Here is a 23,142-nt window from a genome sequence, read left to right as displayed (position 1 = left end):
AAAGACCCCGTAGGCCCGCGCAAGCGCAGTGCCGTCGGACACATAAAAAAGGCCCTTTCGGGCCTTTTTTATTGTCTTGCTTTTCGCACCCGCTCCGCATACACGGATAGCGTCTGCTTCAGTACATCCAGTGTGACCGGCTTCGACAGACAGCTGTCCATTCCCGACTCCAGACAGCGCTGCTTCTCCTCCGCCAGTGCGTTGGCTGTCACCCCCACCACCGGCAGCGTCAGCCCCAGCTGTCGGATACGCTGCGTCAGACGATAGCCGTCCATGTTAGGCATGTTCACATCACTGAGCACAATATCAATATGATTCTTACTTAAGACATTCAGGGCATCCACGCCATCATTGGCCGTTTTACACTGATAGCCCAGAGAGCCAAGCTGGTCTGCGAGCAGACGACGGTTAATCGGATGATCGTCGACGACCAGAATCATCATATCGTCATTCACCGATGCCAGCTCATCAGGGGAAGCCAGCACGGTAGCGCCATCGCTGTCCTCAAGCTGTACGCTGTAAATACGCGCCAGCAAGCCCAACATTTCGTGCGGTGTCGCCACACTGTGCACCCATACCCCGGGCGAACGCTCAATCGGAATACCGATATGACGGCGGCAGAACATCACCACGCCCCGCCCCGCCCACGCCTTGTCTGGCTCAACGTCAGTAATCAGCATGTCATCTGCGTCCGGCGTCTGGCCTTCATAGCGTGAGACCCGCACGCCGCTGCTGGTCAGCATCGAGGTCAGGAAATCATGTAAGGAGGCGTTGTGCACCGCCAGCCAGCAGTGCTTTTCGCTCAGCCCGTCGACCGTGGTTTTCACCGGATAGTGTGCCGAGTAGAGCGGGATACGGATGGTGAACTGGCTGCCCATACCCGGCTCGGTATCGACGGAGATATCCCCGTCCATCATGCTGATAAGCTTCTCGCAAATCGCCAGACCCAGCCCGGTCCCCTGGAAATTACGCTGGACGCCCGTCCCCACCTGGAAGAACGGATCGAACAGGCGAACGACCTCTTTCGCCGGAATGCCAACACCCGTGTCGCGTACGCGAATAGTCAGGTACTCCCCTGCACGGCAGACATGCAGCACAATACAGCCGATATCGGTGAATTTGATGGCGTTGCTTAGCAGGTTCGAGATGACCTGTTGCAGACGCATCGGATCGCCATGCAGCGTCAGCGGCACATCCGGCTCGATAAAGCAGTACAGCCCCAGCTGTTTGCGCACCACCAGCGGCAGATAGTTGGCGCTGATATGGTTCATCACCTCGCGCGGGGAGAACTCACGCGGTTCTATTTTCAACTGCTCGGATTCAATTTTAGAGAAGTCGAGAATATCGCTGATAATTTTCAGCAGCAGGCTGGACGAGTTGTTCATCGCCGTCACCAGGCGGTCGACCCCTTTCGGCAGCTCTTTGGTCTGGAGAAGATCGAGGTTACCGATAATGCCGTACAGCGGCGTACGCAGCTCATGGCTGACGGTCGCGAGGAACATCGATTTCGACTGGCTGGCCTGCTCCGCCGCCTGCGCCATATCCTGCAATGACTCTTCCATCTTAACGCGCGCGGAGACGTCCACCAGCACGCAAATCGCCACGTTTTCATTGCGGTAGCGCGAATGGACGAAGCTGATTTGCAGATTGGTGTGCGTGCTGGTCAGCACATCCACAAAGTTAACCTGTTGCCCACAGATGATCTGCGTTAACCGCTGGCGGTCTTCATGCGTGAGCATGTTCAGGTAGTTATGGGCAAGCTCGTTACTGAGGATATTTGTCCCGTCCTGAGTACGCAGGATACAGATCCCTACCGGCGCCGAGGCGACAATCTTACGGTTAAACTGCTCGTGCTCCTCCAGACGCTGAGCATCCGCTTCCGCCGGAATAAAGATCCGCCGCTCATACATTCTCGCCAGCATAAACAGCGCGACGCCTACCGCGATGTTCAACAAAATGGCGTTAAGGATCAGGATGCGAATGCGCTCCAGCACCTTGTCCACCGGCAGCGAATAGACAATGCTCAGCGACGATGGCGGTAAACTTTTCTTCAGCACCAGCTCGCGGAACCCGGAGGTATAGCCAAACCATGACCGCTCCTGCATCCAGCTGGGCTCCACTTTCAGGCGGTTTTCAGGCCCGGTAAGGGAGATGAGTGGGTGGCCGTTCTCATCCAGAATGGTCACGCCCATCGGCAGACTGCCCGGCGTGAAGAAGTTTTCCATGCGGATGGTTTGTTCAATCCCCAGCAGCGCTTGCAGGCGGTTTCCGAGGTAAACCGGAGTCAGGGCATAGAAATAGCCGACGCCCATACGCGGCCCCTGGCTTATCCAGAAGATGTTGTTCCCGCGCTCTTCCTGAGGCGCATTGCGGTATTTCACTATGCGCTCATGCAGGCTTTTCAGCGCGTCTTCGCGTTCGACGGGCATATCTCGCAGACCGAAGTCCGCCATGCAAAGATTTTCGTTGCCAATCAGGTAGACGCGGTTTAGATCGTAAGCGGCCGAAAAATTATCGCGCCAGTAGCGCATAAACCATGACAGGGACTCCAGTGAGCCACGCCAGGCTTTGCCCATCGCGGAACAATCGGAGTCCGGGAAGAGCGGTTCGAAATCAGGTACTTCGGTTTTTTCATCCCGACCGCGGAGGGCAAGAATGCCGTTCTCCGCCGTCAGTCGATTCTCAGCGATATACTTAAGCTCTTTCATCACATCAGACGTGCGCTGGATATAGCGCTGGGCCTGATCCGAGCTTAAGTTAAACTCCTGGCGGATCTCCGCTTCTTTCTGGTGTAACGCGTTAACGATGTAAAACACCGAGAGCAGTGCCACCAGCAACCATAGCAGTAGCGCAAGCGCCCGAAACAGATAGCGAGAGACTTTTAACGTGGTACGAAAGGAGACGAGGTATTTCAAAGGGGCGAGGCTCCGCCATCGGGGAAAAAAGAATGTGGTTAAGGTAGCGGTAAACGCGGCTTGTCGCAACGTTCACTTGTCTGCTTGCGCAAAACAAAAGGGCCGGAAACCGGCCCTTTATGCGTCAGGAGACGTTACTCGTCAGCGTCATCCGCTGCTTCATCATCGGTGTCCGCTTCCGGGACGATTTCATCATCCCCTTCCGCGACGCTGCCGTCGATAGAGTCGAGCTCTTCGTCATCCACCGGCTCAGCAACGCGTTGCAGACCGACGACATTTTCATCTTCCGCAGTACGGATGAGGATAACGCCCTGGGTGTTACGACCCACCACGCTGATCTCTGACACGCGGGTACGCACCAGCGTACCGGCATCGGTGATCATCATGATCTGGTCCGCGTCGTCCACCTGTACCGCGCCAACAACGGAACCGTTGCGCTCGGTCACTTTGATGGAGATAACGCCCTGCGTGCCGCGAGACTTGGTCGGGTATTCGCTTTCCGCCGTACGTTTACCGTAGCCGTTCTGAGTGACGGTCAGGATTGCGCCTTCGCCACGCGGAACGATCAGGGAAACCACGCTGTCTTCACCCGCCAGCTTGATACCACGCACGCCGGTCGCCGTACGACCCATTGCGCGCACGGCGTTCTCTTTAAAGCGCACCACTTTACCGGCCGCAGAGAACAGCATCACTTCATCAGAACCGGAGGTCAGATCCACGCCGATCAGCTCGTCGCCTTCGTTCAGGTTCACCGCGATGATCCCGGCGGAACGTGGACGGCTGAATTCGGTCAGCGCGGTTTTCTTCACGGTACCGCTCGCGGTTGCCATAAAGACGTTCACGCCCTCTTCGTACTCGCGTACCGGCAGAATGGCGGTGATACGTTCGTTCGCTTCCAGCGGCAGCAGGTTAACGATAGGTCGACCCCGCGCGCCACGGCTCGCTTCCGGCAGCTGATAGACTTTCATCCAGTACAGACGGCCCCGGCTGGAGAAGCAGAGGATCGTGTCGTGGGTGTTGGCCACCAGCAGACGGTCAATGAAGTCTTCTTCTTTAATACGCGCCGCAGATTTACCTTTACCGCCACGACGCTGTGCTTCGTAGTCGGTCAACGGCTGATACTTCACGTAACCCTGGTGAGACAGCGTCACGACCACGTCTTCGCGGTTGATCAGATCTTCAATGTTGATATCAGAGCTGTTGGCCGTGATTTCGGTGCGACGCTCGTCGCCGAACTGATCGCGAACCAGCTCCAGCTCTTCACGGATCACTTCCATCAGGCGCTCTGCGCTACCCAGGATATGCAGCAGCTCGGCAATCTGCTCCAGCAGCTCTTTGTACTCGTCGAGCAGTTTTTCATGCTCAAGGCCGGTCAGTTTCTGCAAACGCAGATCCAGAATCGCCTGGGCCTGCTGTTCAGTCAGATAGTACTGACCGTCACGCACGCCGAATTCCGGCTCCAGCCACTCAGGACGCGCGGCATCATCGCCGGCACGTTCCAGCATCGCCGCCACGTTGCCCAGATCCCATGGACGCGCAACCAGCGACGCCTTCGCTTCTGCCGGCGTCGGCGCACGGCGAATCAGCTCGATGATCGGGTCGATGTTCGCCAGCGCAACGGCCAGTGCTTCAAGGATATGGGCACGATCGCGCGCTTTGCGCAGTTCAAAGATGGTACGGCGAGTCACCACTTCACGGCGGTGACGCACAAACGCGCTCAGGATCTCTTTCAGGTTCATGATCTTCGGCTGGCCATGGTGCAGCGCAACCATGTTGATACCGAAGGAGACCTGAAGCTGAGTCTGGGAGTAAAGGTTGTTCAGCACAACTTCACCCACCGCGTCGCGCTTGATTTCAATCACGATGCGCATACCGTCTTTGTCAGACTCGTCGCGCAGCGCGCTGATGCCTTCAACGCGTTTTTCTTTTACCAGCTCGGCGATTTTTTCAATCAGACGCGCTTTGTTCACCTGATACGGGATCTCGTGAACAATAATGGTTTCACGGCCGGTTTTGGCATCCGCTTCCACTTCGGCGCGGGCACGGATGTAAATCTTGCCGCGACCGGTACGGTACGCTTCTTCAATACCGCGACGGCCGTTGATGATTGCCGCCGTCGGGAAGTCCGGGCCCGGGATGTGTTCCATCAGCCCTTCAATGCTGATGTCTTCATCGTCGATGTAGGCCAGGCAGCCGTTAATCACTTCCGTGATGTTGTGCGGCGGAATGTTGGTTGCCATACCCACTGCGATACCGGACGAACCGTTCACCAGCAGGTTTGGGATCTTCGTTGGCATAACGTCAGGAATTTTTTCCGTGCCGTCGTAGTTATCAACGAAATCAACCGTCTCTTTTTCCAGGTCAGCCATCAGCTCATGGGCAATCTTCGCCAGACGGATTTCCGTATAACGCATTGCCGCGGCGGAGTCGCCGTCGATAGAACCAAAGTTACCCTGACCATCTACCAGCATGTAACGCAGCGAGAAAGGCTGCGCCATACGGACAATGGTGTCGTACACCGCGGAATCACCATGGGGATGGTATTTACCGATTACGTCACCAACGACACGGGCAGATTTTTTGTAGGCTTTATTCCAGTCATTGCCCAATACGTTCATGGCGTATAGTACGCGACGGTGTACCGGCTTAAGGCCATCGCGGACGTCCGGCAGCGCACGGCCAACAATGACCGACATCGCATAGTCCAGATAGGAGCTTTTCAGCTCTTCCTCGATGTTAACCGGTGTAATTTCTCTCGCAAGGTCGCTCATCTAACCGCTATCCCTCTACTGTATCCCGGATTCAAAGGTCGCAAATTATAACACAGCCGCGGTGATACAGGTAAACCTATACGCTTTATTCACAGGGATTGCCTGATATACTCATTTGTCTTGCTAAATAAGGAGTAAAAGCGCCCATGAATGCCGAAAAATCCCCGGTGGCTCACAACGTTGACCACGAAGAGATTGCCAAATTTGAAGCGGTGGCGTCCCGCTGGTGGGATCTCGAAGGTGAGTTCAAACCTCTGCATCGTATTAACCCGCTACGTCTGGGCTATATCGCGGAGCGTTCCGGCGGTCTGTTCGGTAAGAAAGTGCTCGACGTCGGCTGCGGCGGCGGCATCCTGGCGGAAAGCATGGCGCGCGAAGGGGCCACCGTCACCGGTCTGGACATGGGCTTCGAACCTCTACAGGTTGCGCGTCTTCATGCGCTGGAGTCCGGCGTACAGGTAGAATATGTCCAGGAAACCGTGGAAGAGCACGCGGCTAAACATGCGCACCAGTATGACGTGGTGACCTGCATGGAGATGCTGGAGCACGTTCCCGATCCGCAGTCGGTCGTCAGCGCCTGTGCACAACTGGTGAAACCGGGTGGACAGGTCTTCTTCTCGACCATCAACCGCAACGGCAAAGCCTGGCTGATGGCCGTGGTAGGCGCGGAATATGTGCTGCGCATGGTGCCGAAAGGGACGCACGACGTGAAGAAGTTCATCAAGCCTGCCGAACTGCTGGGCTGGGTTGACCAGACATGGCTTAAGGAGCAGCACATGACGGGTCTGCACTACAATCCTCTGACGGATAAATTCAAACTTGCCCCGGGCGTGGATGTTAACTATATGTTGCACACAACCGCCAAAAACGACTAACGTCATTCGTTATTCTTATAAAGATTGCGCGACATCATGTTGCGCAATTCTGACCTCCCGTTGAAGAAATCAGCACTCGATCAAATTTTGAATTTTTTTTCTGGAATATTGACATCTCTTCCAGGCCTTACGGTACGAGGACTTAGCCTTTTTTACCCTTTCACAACCTCAATTTAACGTCAAAATCAACCCTTGTGCTGAAAAGATTCGATACTAGAATACTCACCATATAGCGTTCTTCTTATCGCAAAACCCCTATATGTAGTATTTATCCACAGAGTTAGTCACAAGACGGTTCTGTGGATAAGCGGGGGATATTTTTTTATTTCACGGACAGGTAAAAACCCACATGAATCAGAGTCTGCTGGTGACAAAGCGCGACGGTACTACCGAGCGTATCAATCTGGACAAAATCCATCGAGTTCTCGACTGGGCAGCAGAAGGACTGAACAACGTATCTATATCCCAGGTCGAACTGCGTTCTCACATTCAGTTCTACGACGGCATCAAAACGTCTGATATCCACGAAACCATTATCAAAGCAGCGGCAGATCTGATCTCCCGCGACGCACCGGATTATCAGTACCTCGCTGCGCGTCTGGCGATTTTCCACCTGCGTAAGAAAGCCTACGGCCAGTTCGAGCCGCCAAAGCTTTACGATCACGTAGTGAAAATGGTTGAGCTGGGCAAATACGACACGCATCTGCTGGAAGACTATACGGAAGAAGAGTTCGAGCAGATGAACGGGTTTATCGATCACTGGCGCGACATGAACTTCTCCTACGCGGCGGTGAAGCAGCTCGAAGGCAAATACCTGGTTCAGAACCGTGTGACGGGCGAAATCTACGAGAGCGCTCAGTTCCTCTATATTCTGGTGGCCGCCTGCCTGTTCTCTAATTATCCACGTGAAACCCGTCTGGACTACGTGAAGCGTTTCTACGATGCGGTCTCTACGTTCAAGATTTCTCTGCCTACGCCAATCATGTCTGGCGTGCGTACCCCTACCCGTCAGTTCAGCTCCTGCGTACTGATCGAGTGTGGTGACAGCCTGGATTCCATCAACGCGACCTCCAGCGCCATCGTGAAATACGTCTCCCAGCGTGCTGGTATCGGCATCAACGCTGGTCGTATCCGTGCGCTTGGCAGCCCGATCCGCGGCGGTGAAGCGTTCCACACCGGCTGTATCCCGTTCTACAAGCACTTCCAGACGGCAGTAAAATCCTGCTCTCAGGGCGGCGTGCGCGGTGGCGCTGCGACCCTGTTCTACCCAATGTGGCACCTGGAAGTGGAAAGCCTGCTGGTTCTGAAGAACAACCGCGGCGTGGAAGGCAACCGCGTGCGTCACATGGACTACGGCGTGCAGATCAACAAGCTGATGTACACCCGCCTGCTGAAAGGTGAAGATATCACCCTGTTCAGCCCATCCGACGTGCCGGGCCTGTACGACGCGTTCTTCGCCGATCAGGACGAATTCGAGCGTCTGTACACCAAATACGAAAAAGACGACAGCATCCGCAAGCAGCGCGTGAAGGCGGTCGATCTGTTCTCCCTGATGATGCAGGAACGTGCCTCTACCGGCCGTATCTACATCCAGAACGTTGACCACTGCAACACCCACAGCCCGTTCGATCCGGTGGTTGCGCCAGTGCGCCAGTCCAACCTGTGCCTGGAGATCGCCCTGCCGACCAAACCGCTGGACGATGTGAACGATGAAAACGGTGAAATCGCCCTGTGTACGCTCTCTGCGTTCAACCTGGGTGCGATTAAGAGCCTGGACGAGCTGGAAGAGCTGGCCGTGCTGGCGGTTCGTGCGCTCGACGCCCTGCTGGACTACCAGGATTACCCAATCCCGGCGGCAAAACGCGGCGCAATGGGCCGTCGCACTTTAGGTATCGGCGTGATCAACTTCGCCTACTGGCTGGCGAAAAACGGCAAGCGTTACTCCGACGGCAGCGCCAACAATCTGACGCACCAGACGTTCGAAGCCATTCAGTACTACCTGATGAAAGCCTCCAACGAGCTGGCGAAAGAACAAGGCGCGTGCCCGTGGTTCAATGAAACCACCTACGCGAAAGGCATTTTGCCGATCGACACCTACAAAAAAGACCTGGATGCGATCGTCAGCGAGCCGCTGCACCTCGACTGGGAAGGCCTGCGCGAGTCCATTAAAACTCACGGCCTGCGTAACTCCACGCTCTCTGCCCTGATGCCGTCCGAGACCTCTTCGCAGATCTCCAACGCCACCAACGGTATTGAGCCACCGCGCGGCCACGTCAGCATCAAAGCGTCGAAAGACGGCGTGCTGCGTCAGGTGGTACCGGATTACGAAACGCTGGGCAACAACTACGAGCTGCTGTGGGAAATGCCAAACAACGATGGCTACCTGCAACTGGTGGGTATCATGCAGAAGTTTATCGACCAGTCGATCTCTGCCAATACCAACTACGACCCGACGCGCTTCCCGTCAGGCAAGGTTCCGATGCAGCAACTGCTGAAAGACCTGCTCACCGCCTACAAATTTGGCGTGAAGACCCTGTACTATCACAACACCCGTGATGGTGCGGAAGACGCCCAGGACGACCTGGCGCCGTCAATTCAGGATGATGGCTGCGAAAGCGGCGCATGTAAGATCTAATAAATTCCCTCACCCTAACCCTCTCCCACAGGGAGAGGGAACTCTTTCCCCCTCTCCCTGTGGGAGAGGGCCGGGGTGAGGGGAAATAACACCACAGGACTCACCGCAATGGCATATACCACCTTTTCACAGACGAAAAACGACCAGCTCAAAGAGCCGATGTTCTTCGGCCAGCCGGTCAACGTGGCACGCTACGATCAGCAAAAATATGACATCTTCGAAAAGCTGATTGAAAAGCAACTCTCTTTCTTCTGGCGTCCGGAAGAAGTTGACGTTTCCCGCGACCGTATCGATTTCCAGGCGCTGCCGGAACACGAAAAGCACATCTTCCTCAGCAACCTGAAATACCAGACGCTGCTGGACTCCATTCAGGGTCGTAGTCCGAACGTGGCGCTGCTGCCGCTGATCTCGATTCCTGAGCTGGAAACCTGGGTTGAGACCTGGGCGTTCTCCGAGACGATCCACTCCCGCTCTTACACCCACATCATCCGCAACATCGTTAACGATCCGGCGGTGGTGTTTGATGATATCGTCACCAACGAACAGATCCAGAAGCGCGCCGAAGGCATTGCGCACTACTATGACGAACTGATCGAGATGACCAGCTACTGGCATCTGCTGGGCGAAGGTACGCACAACGTGAACGGTAAAACCGTCACCGTAAACCTGCGGACCCTGAAAAAACAGCTCTATCTGTGCCTGATGAGCGTCAACGCCCTGGAAGCAATCCGCTTCTACGTGAGCTTCGCCTGCTCCTTCGCGTTTGCCGAGCGCAAACTGATGGAAGGCAACGCCAAAATTATCCGTCTGATTGCCCGTGACGAAGCCCTGCACCTGACCGGGACTCAGCATATGCTGAACCTGCTGCGCAGCGGTGCAGACGATCCGGAGATGGCGGAAATTGCGGAAGAGTGCAAACAGGAATGCTACGACCTGTTCGTGCTGGCGGCCCAGCAGGAGAAAGAGTGGGCAGACTACCTGTTCCGCGACGGCTCCATGATTGGCCTGAACAAAGACATTCTGTGCCAGTACGTTGAGTACATCACCAACATCCGCATGCAGGCCGTCGGTCTCGACCTGCCGTTCCAGACGCGCTCTAACCCAATCCCGTGGATCAACACCTGGCTGGTGTCCGATAACGTGCAGGTCGCGCCGCAGGAAGTGGAAGTGAGTTCTTACCTGGTCGGTCAGATTGATTCTGAAGTCAACACCGACGACCTGAGCGATTTCCAGCTCTGATGAGCCGCGTAACGCTGAGCCTTTCGGGTACAGAGGTGTTGTGCCAGGAAGAGCACCCTTCTCTGCTGGTGGCGCTTGAAGCACATCAGGTAGAAGTCGAGTACCAGTGTCGTGAAGGCTACTGCGGCTCCTGCCGCTGCCGTCTGGTCGCAGGCCAGGTAGACTGGCTGACCGAACCGCTAGCCTTTATCAGTGAAGGGGAAATTTTGCCCTGCTGCTGCCGGGCAAAAGGCGATATAGAGATCGAGATGTGATGTTGTCCTTATCCCCTCTCCCGGTGGGCTGAGGGTTAGGGTGAGGGCATCAGGCCGCAGAGCCTGATTGTCGGGTGGCGGCTTCGCCTTACCCGACCTACAAAACCTACTTCCGGTGAATGAATTCGACCGCTTTATCCGGGAAATCCGTAAACAATCCGTCCACATCCGCCTGGTTATACAGCACGTCGTAAAGCTGATCCACGTCCGTCGCATACTCCGGCAACTGGTCTGCACGCACGGTATACGGATGCACCTGCATCTTGCTCGCATGCGCCTCTTTCACCATCGCCGTCAGCTTCACGTGGCCCGGCGTTGAGCCTTCCGCCACCAGCATGTGGTAATCCGGCCCGATGCCGTCGGCGTACTGCGCAATCTGCTTCATCGCGCCCGGCTTAAACATCCAGTCGTAGCTGTAGTTCACCCACTTCCCGTCCGGCTGTTTTTCCTGAGTTTCATTCCAGTCGGTATAGGCAATCAGCTGCACCAGATTGAGATCCATCCCCATCTTCGGCTCCAGCTCAGTTTTGATGCGCTTCAGTTCCGCGGCATCGAAACATTGCAGGAAAACCTTATCCTGCTTGCTGGTGTAGCCGTACTTTTTCAGTACCTCCAGCGTCTTCGCGGCAATGTCTTTTCCTTCCTGATGGTGGAACCACGGCGCTTTGATTTCCGGGTAGATACCGATATTTTTGCCCGTCGAGTGGTTCAGCCCCTGAACAAACTCGATCTCCTCTTCGAAGGTGTGAATACGGAAGTCAGACTTGCCCATCGGGAAACGCCCCGGATAGACCTGCACCTTCTTGCCGTTTTCAATCTCGAAGCCCTCGGTAAACTTCAGCGAGCGGATCTCCGCCAGCGTGAAGTCGATGGCGTAGTAGCGGCCATCTTTACGGGCGCGGTTCGGGAAACGCTCCGCCACGTCCGTCACGCGGTCAAGATAGTGGTCATGCAGAACGACCAGCTGGTCGTCCTTCGTCATCACCAGATCCTGCTCCAGATAATCCGCGCCCTGGGCATAGGCCATCGCTTTTGCCGGCAGCGTATGCTCTGGCAGATAACCGCTGGCGCCACGGTGGGCGATCACGATTTTATCCGCCGCCAGCGCGGAGCCTGTCATCAGGCCCGCCAGCAGCAGGCCTGTCGCTAACTGAGTTAATTTCATCGCAATGCTCCTTACTGACGACGCGCCAGCACCTCGGCATGGTGACGTTTTTCACCAATCATCACGACGATCAACAGCAGAACCGCCAGCACGCTGCCGCCAATCATCACCATAAAGCCACCGTCCCAGCCGAAGAAATCGACGGTGTAACCGACGATGGCACTTGCCGCCACTGAACCGCCGAGGTAGCCAAACAGACCGGTAAAGCCTGCCGCCGTGCCTGCCGCTTTCTTCGGCGCCAGCTCCAGCGCGTGCAGGCCGATCAGCATAACCGGACCATAAATCAGGAAGCCGATTACGATCATACAGGCCATATCCACACCCGGATTACCCGGCGGGTTAAGCCAGTAAACGACCGTCGCGATGGTCACCAGCGTCATAAAGAACACGCCTGTCGCCCCACGGTTACCCTTAAACACTTTGTCCGACATCCAGCCGCAGATCAGCGTGCCGGGAATGCCCGCGTATTCATACAGGAAATAGGCCCAGGAGGATTTATCCAGCGCGAAGTGCTTCACCTCTTTCAGGTAAGTCGGGGACCAGTCGAGGATGCCGTAGCGCAGCAGGTAGACAAACACGTTCGCCACCGCGATGTACCACAGCAGCTTATTTGGCAGCACATACTTCATGAAGATCTGTTTCGCGGTCAGCTCTTCTTCGTGCTTCTCGCTGTAATCATCCGGGTAGTCGTTTTTGTACTCTTCAATCGGCGGCAGGCCGCAGGACTGCGGCGTGTCGCGCATCAGGGCGAAGGCGATAATCGCCACCAGAATGGCGCCAAAGGCAGGCATATAGAGCGCCGCGTGCCAGTCGTTGAACCAGGCCATCCCCAGCAGGAACAGCAGCGGCGGAAGCCCGCCCCCGACGTTATGCGCGCAGTTCCAGACCGATACAATCCCACCGCGCTCTTTCTGTGACCACCAGTGCACCATGGTACGTCCGCATGGCGGCCACCCCATCCCCTGGAACCAGCCGCAGAGGAACAGCAGTACGAACATGACGGCAATGCTGGAGGTCGCCCATGGCACAAAGCCCATGAACAGCATCACCGCTGCCGCGAGGATCAGACCGGCGGGCAGGAACACGCGCGGATTCGAGCGATCCGACACCGACCCCATAATGAACTTCGAAAAACCGTACGCGATGGAGATCCCCGACAGCGCAAAGCCCAGATCGCCGCGGGAGAAGCCTTGTTCCACCAGGTACGGCATGGCGAGCGCAAAGTTTTTACGTACCAGATAGTACGCCGCATATCCGAAGAAGATCCCGAGGAAGATTTGCCAACGCAGACGGCGGTAGAGAGGATCAATCTCTGCCTCTGGCAGTCGCGCCCGGTGTGGCGCAGGTTTAAAGATACTGAGCATAACAGCCTCCGTGGCCTTTCAAAAATGACCGGGCATCTCGCGCCCGGCTACAGAGGCGGCGATGTTAAGAAATCACGGTGAATGTTACTGTGAATCAACGCACAGATTGTTACAGAAATATGACAGAATGCGCAAAAAAGCGCATGAAATCACGTTTCACTTTCGAATTTCGCGCGTTTATGTTCGAAATCAAACAAACCACACGATCAATGTGGCTAAATGCTAAAAAACGAACATAGAGGAAAGGCAATGACTATTCACGATCCACGCTTCAGCGATGTGATTATCATTGGCGGTGGCGCGACGGGTGCCGGCATCGCACGCGACTGCGCCCTGCGGGGATTGAGCGTCACGCTTCTGGAACGCCACGACATCGCCACCGGCGCAACGGGGCGTAACCACGGTCTGTTGCACAGCGGTGCCCGCTATGCGGTTACTGACGCTGAGTCAGCACGCGAGTGTATCGCTGAAAACCAGATCCTCAGGCGCATCGCCCGCCACTGCGTTGAACCGACCAACGGTCTTTTTATCACCCTTCCAGAAGATGACCTCGGCTTTCAGCAAACCTTTATCACCGCCTGCACGGCGGCAGGCATTCAGGCCGAGGCGCTCGATCCTGCACAGGCGCGCCGTCTTGAACCCTCGGTAAACCCGGCGTTACTGGGCGCGGTAAAAGTGCCTGACGGAACCGTTGATCCTTTCCGCCTGACCGCCGCCAATATGCTCGACGCGCGGGAACACGGCGCACAGATCCTGACCGGGCATCACGTCACCGGGCTTATTCGTGAAGGTAATACCGTACGCGGGGTGCGCGTGTGTGATACGCAGTACAATGAACACCGCGAGCTGTATGCCACCGTCGTGGTCAACGCGGCGGGGATCTGGGGCCAGCGCATCGCGGAATACGCCGATTTATCCGTCCGCATGTTCCCGGCCAAAGGCTCGCTGCTGATCCTCGACCATCGCATCAATAACCATGTCATCAACCGCTGCCGTAAACCGTCTGACGCCGACATCCTCGTGCCGGGGGACACCATTTCGTTGATCGGCACGACCTCAATGCATGTGGACTACAGCGAAATCGATTACAACCGCGTTACCGCCGAAGAGGTGGATATTCTGCTGCGCGAAGGGGAAAAGCTGGCCCCGGTGATGGCGCAGACGCGTATTCTGCGTGCCTACGCGGGCGTGCGTCCCCTCGTCGCCAGCGACAACGATCCGAGCGGGCGTAACGTCAGCCGCGGCATCGTGCTGCTCGATCACGCCGAACGCGACGGCATGGACGGGTTTATCACCATTACCGGCGGCAAGCTGATGACCTACCGGCTGATGGCGGAGTGGGCCACCGATGCCGTCTGCCGTAAGCTCGGCAACACCGCGCCGTGCGTGACGGCGGAACAGGCTCTGCCCGGCTCGCAGCAATCGACAGAAAAAACGCTGCACAAAATCATTTCACTTCCTGCCCCGCTTCGCGGTTCGGCGATTTACCGCCACGGCGACCGCACCCCGACCTGGCTTGGTGAAGGGCGACTCAGCCGCAGCCTGGTGTGCGAATGCGAAGCCGTGACCGCAGGCGAGGTGCAATATGCCGTGGAAAACCTGACGGTGAACAACCTGCTTGATTTACGCCGCCGCACGCGAGTCGGGATGGGCACCTGTCAGGGGGAACTGTGCGCCTGCCGTGCCGCCGGGCTGCTACAACGTTTTCATGCCACCTCCTCAACCCAGTCGCTCGCCCAGCTCAGCGATTTTTTAAATGAGCGCTGGAAAGGCATTCAGCCCGTCGCCTGGGGCGATGCCCTGCGCGAAAGTGAGTTTACCCGCTGGGTCTATCAGGGACTTTGCGGTCTGGAGAAGGAGCACAACCATGAAATTTGATACCGTGATTGTGGGTGGAGGGCTGGCGGGCCTGCTGTGCGGTCTCAAACTGACGCAGCGGGGTCTGCGCTGCGCCATTGTCACTCGCGGTCAAAGTGCCCTGCACTTCTCTTCCGGCTCGCTGGATTTACTGGGCGCGCTATCGTTCGCCGATCTGCCGCCTGAACATCCCTACCGCCTGACGGGCGCAGAGAATATGGCCCGCTTTGCCTGCGAAACCGAACACCTGCTGACCGCCTGCGGCGCACGCATGCAGGGTGACGCCGAGCAAAATCATCAGCGCGTCACGCCGCTCGGCACTCTGCGCGCCGCCTGGCTTAGCCCGGAAGAGGTGCCTGTCGCCCCCATCGCTGCCGGGCGCGTGCGGGTGGTGGGGATCAGCGGTTTCCTCGATTTCCAGCCGCATCTTGCCGCCGCGTCTCTCAGACAGCAAGGGATTCAGGTGGATACGGCGGAGATTGATCTCCCCGAGCTCGACGTGCTGCGCGAAAACCCCAGCGAGTTTCGTGCGGTGAACATTGCCCGCCTGCTGGATAATGAACGCTACTGGCCGCAGCTGTACGCGGCGCTTCAACCGCTCGGCGAGAGCTGCGACGCCCTGTTTATGCCCGCCTGTTTTGGCTTAACGGACAACCGGCTCTGGCGCTGGCTCTCGGCGCGCCTGCCCTGTACGCTCGGTTTACTGCCGACGCTCCCCCCTTCCGTGCCCGGCATTCGTCTGCATACCCAGCTTCAGCGTCAGTTTGTCGCCCAGGGTGGCGTCTGGATGGCAGGCGACGAGGTGAAAAAAATCACCCTGGCAGAGGGCGCGGTATGCGAAATCTGGACCCGCAACCACGGCGACATCCCGCTTCGTGCACGCTATACGGTGCTGGCAAGCGGCAGCTTCTTCAGTAACGGTCTGCTGAGCAGCCGGGATGGCGTGCGTGAGGCAATTCTCGGGCTGGACGTCCGGCAAAGCGCTTCCCGCGCGGACTGGTATCAAAGCGATTTCTTCACCCCGCAGCCCTGGCAGCAGTTCGGCGTGATCGTCGATACCCAGCTGCGCCCGCAGCTGGGCGGGGAACCGGTTGAAAATCTTTACGCCATCGGCTCGGTTCTGGGCGGGTACGATCCCGTGGCACAGGGCTGCGGTGGCGGCGTCTGCGCCGTCACCGCACTGCATGTCGCGGAGCAGATTATCCAGCGCAGGGAGGGAGCACAATGAACGACACCCGATTTGAAAGCTGTATCAAATGCACTGTCTGCACCACGGTTTGCCCGGTCAGCGGCGTCGATCCGCGCTATCCCGGCCCGAAACAGGCCGGCCCCGACGGGGAGCGTCTGCGCCTGAAGGACGGCGCGCTCTACGACGAGGCGCTGAAATACTGCATAAACTGCAAACGCTGCGAAGTTGCCTGCCCGTCGGACGTGAAAATAGGCGATATCATCCAGCGCGCCCGCGCCCGCTACAGTACGCAAAAACCGACGCTGCGCGACGCGATACTGAGCCACACCGATCTGATGGGCAGCCTCTCGACGCCTTTCGCGCCGGTCGTCAATGCCGCCACCGCCCTGAAGCCGGTGCGCAGGCTGCTGGATGCGACGCTCAAAATCGACCATCACCGCAGTCTGCCGAAATATTCTCACGGCACCTTCCGCCGCTGGTATAAATCCGTGGCGGCAGAACAGGCGCAGTTCGCTGAGCAGGTTGCCTTCTTCCACGGCTGCTACGTGAACTACAACCATCCGCAGCTGGGGAAAGACCTGCTGAAAGTGCTGAACGCCATGGGGACGGGCGTTCAGCTGCTGAGCAAAGAGAAGTGCTGCGGCGTTCCGCTGATTGCCAACGGTTTTACTGACAAAGCGCGCAGGCAGGCGAAAAGCAACGTCACCTCTTTGCGCGAGGCGATCGTCGACAACGGGATCCCGGTACTGGCGACGTCGTCAACCTGTACCTTCACGCTGCGCGATGAATATCCGCATCTGCTGGATGTGGATAACACCGGCTTGCGCGAGCACATTGAGCTGGCGACTCGCTTTCTCTGGCGCAAGCTTGACAGCGGGCAGACGTTACCGCTGGGCAAATTGCCGCTGAAGGTGGTGTATCACACGCCATGTCATATGGAGAAGATGGGCTGGTCGATCTATACGCTGGAGCTGCTGCGGCTGATCCCGGGGCTGGAGCTGACGGTGCTGGACTCACGCTGCTGCGGCATCGCTGGCACCTACGGATTCAAGCGTGAAAACTACCCAACGTCACAGGCCATTGGCGCGCCGCTGTTCCGGCAGATTGAAGAGAGCGGCGCAGATATCGTGGTGACGGACTGTGAAACCTGCAAGTGGCAGATCGAGATGTCCACCAGCAAACGCTGTGAACATCCCATTACCTTGCTGGCAAACGCACTGGCGTAACCGTTGCCGGGGACACTCCCCCGGCACATTCTCACTCTACAAACAGCGATTCCACGACGTTGATCCAGCCGTGCTCGCTGGCGACCTCTTTCCCGTTCAGCCAGCGGCGCAGCATGTTCAGCGCCATCATCGCGCACATCTCCTGACGCACGGCCAGGCTGTGGCGGGTAATACTCATCTTCACCCGCAGGGCGTGGGTCCCTTCCGGCGTTGCCAGGGCGAAGTTGAGATGCTCCTCATCCAGCCCGCCCACAAACAGCGCCAGCCCCGCGAAATGCTTCACTCTGCGCTCGGACGCCCAGCGCGCCGTCTGCGCCAGCGTCTCCTGCTGGAACGGCACCACTTCACTGGCCAGCAGCGGCGCACCCGCCCGGGTAAGCTGAAGCGCCAGAAGCCCACCGGTAAACTGCTCGCTTAGCGTCACGCTCAGCTGGCGGGACTGCAAATGCGCTGCGATCTGCGCCGGCAGCCCTTCCGTTCCTTCGAAAATCAGGCTTTCGCCAGCGACGCGCTGCACTTCCGGCCACAGTGCCAGCATAGCGGCTTTCTCTGACGCCGGTCCGGTCAGCTTCAGTTCAATAATCGGCATGGAGGAGCGATAGCCCATCGACACGCCGGGAGGCAGTTGCAGGTGATCGAGGCTCTGGGCCAGGTCGCTTTCCGAGCGGCCAAAGGTGGTCAGACGCAGGCACAGCGGCGGTTCAGGCAGCGTGAAGCGCGCGCGCAGGCGCGGCAGGATCTGCTGCTCGACCATCACTTTAAATTCCGACGGCACGCCCGGAGTGAAGAACATCAGGCAGCGGTTCAACTGAACGGCAAACCCGCAGGCGGTGCCGACCGGGTTATCAATCAGTTCCGCGCTGGCGGGAATTTCAGCCTGCTTGCGGTTGCTGGGGGCCATCACGCGGCCACGCTCAGAGAAAAATCGCTCCATCTGTGCCAGCCACGCCTCGTGCAGGACCAGGCCTTCACCTCTGGCCGTGGCGGCGGCCAGCGCGCTGAGATCGTCGCTGGTGGGCCCAAGCCCGCCGTTCACAATCAGCACGTCGCAGCGTTCGCTGCGCTCGCGCAGAACGTTGACCAGCGACTCAAGATTGTCACCCACGGTGTTGCGGCGCGTTAACGGTAATCCTTGCTCAAAGAAGAGATCGGCGAGCCAGGCGGCATTGGTATCAATGATTTGCCCATGCAGCACTTCGTCGCCAGTGGATAACATTTCCACGTTTATCATTGTGTTCTCCCATTTCAATGGTCAAAACACTATAGCGCAATCGAAGACCGGGGGAAGAGAGAAACTGGCGCGACTGAACGCCGCGCCGAAAGGATTAGAAACCTGCGCTCACACCGATGTAGGGACCATCTGCCAGCGCGTTGTCGCGGTGGCCGTCTTTACCTGCCAGGTTCAGATAACGATAACCCGCTTCGATGGTGACAGGACGGATGATGGTCCAGCGTCCACCCACGTTGGCTTCCTCATAGCTATCGATACCGCTGGAGAGGGAATCCGGAGAGTAGTAGTACTCACCGAACAGGCCAAAGCTGTCGCCGATTTTCCATTGCAAACCGCCGCCCACTGCCGCCGCGTAACCTTCGTCACCGTCGTTCGGGTTGGTGTAAATCCCTTTACCGCCGACTGTCGCCAGGAAAGGACCCAAAGGTACGTTGAAGCCCAGCCCCAGGCTTGCCGCATCCCCATCGTCGTCGTTATGCGTCCAGCCGCCGGTCATCGCCAGGCCTGCGCTATCCGTGCCAAGACCAAAGCCCAGGTGGGTATAATCTTCGCCCGCCGAGCCGTTGAAGGAAATAGCGTTGGCTGCTGCCGATACAAACATCAGGCCTAAGCCCATTAATGCCACTTTTTTCATTGTCGTGATCCCGCACAATATATTCAGAGATGTCCAAAAACCGCGAGATTTTAACCTGACTGTCTGTGGGATCAATGCGCTCAGTGGACATCGGGCAATTAGTTTGTAACGATTTGATAATATCGGTATTTATATCATCAATAAAAAACGCATTTTTACGCACAGGCCGCCCAGATTTTCACTGGGCATCAGCTGAAGATGGCTGCGGTGCAGGCGGGCAATATCGTTGGCCAGCGCCAGGCCAATGCCGGACCCGGCGGCATCGCCCACGTTATCCAGCCGATGAAACGGCAGCATGGCCTGGGAGATCTGGTCTTCGGCAATACCCGGTCCGCTGTCCTCCACGCTCAGCTCAACGGCATCGTTATCCATGCGCAGGTACACCGTCACGATGCCCTGCTCCGGCGTGTATTTGATCGCGTTCTCCAGCAGGTTAGCGCAGAGTTCGCCCAGCAAAACGTCATCCCCCTCAATCATTACCGGCTGCTGTACGCCGTCATAACCGAGATCGATACCCTTGCTGCGCGCCTGCGCCAGCCGCGAAAAGCAGCAGTTTTGCACCACCTGTACCAGATCGACAGGGGCAAACTGTCGCTCCCCCTGCTCTTTCCGCTTCACCGCCGAAAGCTGTAAAAGCCTTTCCGTCAGCACGATGGTGTTATCCAGCGTAACGTTCATTGCCCGTAAGCTTTCCTGCCACAGCGCCGGATCGTTACGCGTCAGAGCAACGGATACCTGCGTTTTTAGCACCGCCAGCGGCGTTTTGAGCTGGTGTGAGGCATCGGCATTGAAGCGCTCCTGCCGCGAAAGTACGCCGCGCAACCGGTCGATGTAACGGTTAAACGCCACAATCAGCAGCCGCGTTTCCGACCAGGGCAGCAGCTCCGGCAGCGGGGCCAGCAGCCCGGGCTCACGGCGCACCATCAGCGAAGAGAGTTGCCGCATTGGGCGCAGCACGCGGCGCAGCAGCCAGGCGGTCAGGACCAGCGTCAGCAGCACCAGCAGCCCCTGCGACACGAGTGAGGAAAACAGCAGCTGTGTGGCCAGATAGCGCCGCGACTGCAACGTTTCTGCGACGTAAATTTCCGCCATCCCGAACACGTTATCTTCGTTAACCGGCTGGAGCAGCTTCGCCACGCGGATCGCCTGCCCGCGATACTCGGTATGATAAAACCACGCCAGCGCCGGATAGTGAGTGGTGCGCGACGTGGAGGGAGGCATATTTGGCAGATCGTCATAGCCGGAGATCGTCCGCCCGTCAGGGTCAACCACCTTGTAGTAGAGGCGATCGTTCATGTTCAGCTCAAAGCTGTCGAGCACGACCCAGGGCACGTTCACCAGCAGCTTGCCCTTGTGCACCACCAGCCGCTCAGACACGGTGCGCGCCGAGGATAACAGCGTACGGTCATAGGCCTGCGTCGCCGCCTGTAGCGCGCTAACGTAGCTGTTAAAGGCTGACAGCCCCCATAACAGCAGCAGCGGCAAACCCAGAAAGAGCAAAAGTTGCAGGTAAAGCGACTGCGGCTTAACCCACTTCATCGCCGCACTCCAGCACGTAGCCCAGTCCCCGGAGGGTGGTGATCCGCACGCCGCTGCCGGTCAGCTTCTTACGCAGGCGGTGAATATAGAGATCGATACTCTCGGGGCTGACGTCGTCGTTCAGGCTGAACACCTGGTCGAAGAGCTGTTGCCGGGAGACGGGACGGGTCCGGCGGTGCATCAGCACCTTCAGTAAAGAGAGCTCGCGCGGCGTGAGGGAAAGGGGTTCATCGCGCAGCAGAAAAAAGCCTTCATCATCGTACTCCAGCTCTCCCAGCCGCTGGCGCTCCTGAGTTCGTCCTTCACTGCGGCGCAGCAACGCGCGCAGGCGGGCATCAAGCTCCTCCAGCTCGAACGGCTTCGGCAGATAGTCATCCGCCCCGGCATTCAGCCCTTTCACCCTGTCTGCCACGTTGCTGCGGGCGGTAAGAAACAGCACCGGCAGCGTCTGCCCGCGCTTTCTCAGACGATGCACCACTTCCAGCCCGTCGAAGCCGGGCATGCCGATATCAAGGATCGCGACGGCATAGTTTTCCCCCTGTAAAAGGTGATCGGCCGCCCGTCCATCGTTGACGCAATCCACGGCAAATCCGTTTTGTACCAGCGCTTTCTCCAGCCAGTGAGCCAGCTCACGATTATCTTCCGCCAGTAAGAGACGCATATCACATCCTGTAAAGTTGGTGTCGCAGTGAAAGGGAAATGAAAGGTTATTGTTTTAACAATCACGCAACGGAACCGCTACACGGTGGTTCACATAATCAGAAAAAAGACACCCGTACTCGTACTCCCGGTTCTCCGGCGTGAGGATAAACGATGAAAAAACAATTACTTTCTACCCTTGCTGCAAGCGCATTGCTGTTGAGTGCCTCTGTCGTCCAGGCGCAGGACACCCCGTCCCGCACCGAGTGTATCGCCCCGGCCAAACCCGGCGGCGGCTTCGACCTGACCTGTAAGCTGATTCAGGTCAGCCTGCTGGAGACGAAGGCCATTGAGAAACCGATGCGCGTCACCTACATGCCCGGCGGCGTGGGCGCGGTAGCCTATAACGCCATCGTCGCCCAGCGCCCTGCTGAACCCGGCACCGTGGTGGCCTTCTCCGGCGGCTCGCTGCTGAACCTGTCGCAGGGGAAATTTGGTCGTTATGACGTGAATGACGTGCGCTGGCTCGCCACCGTGGGCACCGATTACGGCATGATCGCCGTTCGCGCCGACTCCCCGTGGAAATCCCTGAAAGATCTGCTGACCGCCATGGAAAAAGATCCGAACAGCGTGGTGATTGGCGCAGGCGCCTCTATCGGCAGCCAGGACTGGATGAAAGCCGCGCTGCTGGCGCAGCAGGCCAAAGTAGATCCGCACAAAATGCGTTACGTGGCCTTTGAAGGCGGCGGTGAGCCGGTGACGGCGCTGATGGGCAATCACGTGCAGGCAGTATCGGGCGATCTCAGCGAAATGGTGCCCTACCTGAGCGGGGATAAGATCCGCGTGCTGGCGGTCTTCTCGGAAAACCGTCTGCCGGGCCAGCTGGCAGACGTCCCAACCGCCAAAGAGCAGGGTTATAACCTGGTCTGGCCGATCATCCGTGGCTTCTTCGTCGGGCCAAAAGTGACCGACGCCGAGTACCAGTGGTGGGTGGATACCTTCGCAAAACTTCAGCAAACCGAGGAGTTCAAAAAACAGCGCGATCTGCGCGGGCTGTTTGAGTTCAACCTGAACGGCAAGCAGCTGGACGAGTACGTGAAAAAACAGGTGAATGACTATCGCGAACAGGCGAAAGCCTTTGGTCTTGCGAAATAACCGGAGGCGCTATGAGCGATCGCATTTTTGCCGGGATATGGCTGCTGCTCTGCATTGGCGGCCTGTTCGTCGCCTGGCAGATCCACAGCGAATACAGCTATGAACCCGTGGGGCCACGCCCCTTTCCCGTCGGCATTGTTGGCCTGATGCTGCTCTGTTCGGTGGCCCTGCTGCTGCGCCATCCGGACACCGTGGAGTGGCCGCCACGCCGCACGCTGCAACGTCTGCTGGTAATGGTGATTGTTCTGCTGATGTACGCGTGGGGCTTTGAGTGGCTCGGCTTCCCGATCGCCACCGCCCTGCTGACGATGGTGATTGGCATACTGTTTAACGCCTCGCTGCCTGCGGCGGGGATCTCCGGGGTCGTACTGGGCATTTTACTCTGGTACGCCTTCGACCGCCTGCTGGACGTGACCCTGCCGCTCGGCGCATGGTTTAACTAACGGAGCACGCT

17 protein-coding genes are annotated in these 23,142 nt (G+C 57.8%); 9 read left to right on the top strand and 8 right to left on the bottom strand.

Annotated features, from left to right (window positions below):
- Positions 1–68: 68 nt before the first annotated feature.
- Together rcsC and gyrA are read right to left on the bottom strand one after the other, a co-directional pair.
- Positions 69–2,915, bottom strand: coding sequence for a two-component system sensor histidine kinase RcsC (rcsC, locus tag ACOT1A_RS03955; protein WP_023300607.1), 2,847 nt, complete (start codon positions 2,913–2,915; stop codon positions 69–71).
- Positions 2,916–3,049: 134 nt separating this feature from the next.
- Positions 3,050–5,686, bottom strand: a complete 2,637-nt coding sequence (gyrA, locus tag ACOT1A_RS03950; protein WP_023300608.1) for a DNA topoisomerase (ATP-hydrolyzing) subunit A — start codon at positions 5,684–5,686, stop codon at positions 3,050–3,052.
- A gap of 146 nt (positions 5,687–5,832) precedes the next feature.
- Here gyrA and ubiG point away from each other — a divergent pair, with 146 nt between their 5' ends.
- The 4 genes from ubiG to yfaE all read left to right on the top strand — a co-directional run bounded on the left by ubiG (position 5,833) and on the right by yfaE (position 10,689).
- Complete coding sequence (gene ubiG / locus ACOT1A_RS03945; RefSeq protein ID WP_023300609.1) at positions 5,833–6,561, top strand: bifunctional 2-polyprenyl-6-hydroxyphenol methylase/3-demethylubiquinol 3-O-methyltransferase UbiG; 729 nt, start codon at positions 5,833–5,835, stop codon at positions 6,559–6,561.
- A 349-nt stretch (positions 6,562–6,910) separates the two neighbouring features.
- Entirely contained in the window at positions 6,911–9,196 is a 2,286-nt protein-coding gene (gene nrdA, locus ACOT1A_RS03940; protein WP_023300610.1) for a class 1a ribonucleoside-diphosphate reductase subunit alpha, read from the top strand.
- Between the two features lie 108 nt (positions 9,197–9,304).
- Positions 9,305–10,435 (top strand): class Ia ribonucleoside-diphosphate reductase subunit beta, encoded by a 1,131-nt coding sequence (gene nrdB, locus ACOT1A_RS03935; protein ID WP_022648802.1) that lies wholly within the window; start codon positions 9,305–9,307, stop codon positions 10,433–10,435.
- Complete coding sequence (gene yfaE, locus ACOT1A_RS03930; protein ID WP_003859419.1) at positions 10,435–10,689, top strand: class I ribonucleotide reductase maintenance protein YfaE; 255 nt, start codon at positions 10,435–10,437, stop codon at positions 10,687–10,689. The genes nrdB and yfaE overlap by 1 nt, the downstream gene beginning before the upstream one ends.
- Positions 10,690–10,795: 106 nt before the next feature.
- On the opposite strand, the gene glpQ is transcribed toward yfaE, so the two are convergent.
- Positions 10,796–11,854, bottom strand: coding sequence for a glycerophosphodiester phosphodiesterase (gene glpQ / locus ACOT1A_RS03925; RefSeq protein ID WP_063841593.1), 1,059 nt, complete (start codon positions 11,852–11,854; stop codon positions 10,796–10,798).
- A gap of 11 nt (positions 11,855–11,865) precedes the next feature.
- A complete protein-coding gene (glpT, locus tag ACOT1A_RS03920) occupies positions 11,866–13,218 on the bottom strand; it encodes a glycerol-3-phosphate transporter (protein WP_022648804.1) in 1,353 nt (450 codons plus the stop codon).
- 249 nt (positions 13,219–13,467) lie between these two features.
- On the opposite strand from glpT, the gene glpA reads away from it, so the two are divergent.
- The 3 genes from glpA to glpC are packed head-to-tail and all read left to right on the top strand — an operon-like array spanning position 13,468 to position 17,490.
- Positions 13,468–15,096, top strand: coding sequence for an anaerobic glycerol-3-phosphate dehydrogenase subunit A (gene glpA / locus ACOT1A_RS03915; RefSeq protein WP_276169878.1), 1,629 nt, complete (start codon positions 13,468–13,470; stop codon positions 15,094–15,096).
- Positions 15,086–16,303 carry a glycerol-3-phosphate dehydrogenase subunit GlpB gene (gene glpB, locus ACOT1A_RS03910; protein ID WP_276169879.1) on the top strand — a complete coding sequence of 406 codons (1,218 nt, stop codon included), beginning with the start codon at positions 15,086–15,088 and terminating at the stop codon, positions 16,301–16,303. The genes glpA and glpB overlap by 11 nt, the downstream gene beginning before the upstream one ends.
- Positions 16,300–17,490: an anaerobic glycerol-3-phosphate dehydrogenase subunit GlpC gene (gene glpC / locus ACOT1A_RS03905; protein WP_023306631.1), complete on the top strand. Its 1,191-nt coding sequence runs from the start codon at positions 16,300–16,302 to the stop codon at positions 17,488–17,490. Before glpB ends, glpC begins: the two co-directional genes overlap by 4 nt.
- A gap of 31 nt (positions 17,491–17,521) precedes the next feature.
- On the opposite strand, the gene ACOT1A_RS03900 is transcribed toward glpC, so the two are convergent.
- The 4 genes from ACOT1A_RS03900 to tctD form a co-directional block, all read right to left on the bottom strand.
- Complete coding sequence (locus tag ACOT1A_RS03900) at positions 17,522–18,721, bottom strand: nicotinamide mononucleotide deamidase-related protein YfaY (RefSeq protein WP_032623880.1); 1,200 nt, start codon at positions 18,719–18,721, stop codon at positions 17,522–17,524.
- 94 nt (positions 18,722–18,815) lie between these two features.
- A complete protein-coding gene (locus tag ACOT1A_RS03895; RefSeq protein WP_022648809.1) occupies positions 18,816–19,355 on the bottom strand; it encodes a YfaZ family outer membrane protein in 540 nt (179 codons plus the stop codon).
- A gap of 129 nt (positions 19,356–19,484) precedes the next feature.
- Complete coding sequence (locus ACOT1A_RS03890) at positions 19,485–20,894, bottom strand: sensor histidine kinase (protein ID WP_023306632.1); 1,410 nt, start codon at positions 20,892–20,894, stop codon at positions 19,485–19,487.
- Positions 20,881–21,555, bottom strand: a complete 675-nt coding sequence (gene tctD / locus ACOT1A_RS03885; protein WP_017693014.1) for a transcriptional regulator TctD — start codon at positions 21,553–21,555, stop codon at positions 20,881–20,883. The genes ACOT1A_RS03890 and tctD overlap by 14 nt, the downstream gene beginning before the upstream one ends.
- A 152-nt stretch (positions 21,556–21,707) precedes the next feature.
- Between tctD and ACOT1A_RS03880 the strand changes: the two genes are divergently transcribed.
- Together ACOT1A_RS03880 and ACOT1A_RS03875 are read left to right on the top strand one after the other, a co-directional pair.
- Positions 21,708–22,688, top strand: coding sequence for a Bug family tripartite tricarboxylate transporter substrate binding protein (locus ACOT1A_RS03880; RefSeq protein ID WP_022648812.1), 981 nt, complete (start codon positions 21,708–21,710; stop codon positions 22,686–22,688).
- Between the two features lie 11 nt (positions 22,689–22,699).
- Positions 22,700–23,131, top strand: a complete 432-nt coding sequence (locus tag ACOT1A_RS03875; RefSeq protein ID WP_022648813.1) for a tripartite tricarboxylate transporter TctB family protein — start codon at positions 22,700–22,702, stop codon at positions 23,129–23,131.
- The last annotated feature ends 11 nt before the right edge of the window (positions 23,132–23,142 follow it).

The organism is Enterobacter cloacae complex sp. SYL003 (assembly GCF_049236925.1).
GTDB classification, from domain to species: Bacteria; Pseudomonadota; Gammaproteobacteria; order Enterobacterales; family Enterobacteriaceae; genus Enterobacter; species Enterobacter intestinihominis.
This window is presented reverse-complemented; position numbering and strand designations above follow the sequence as displayed.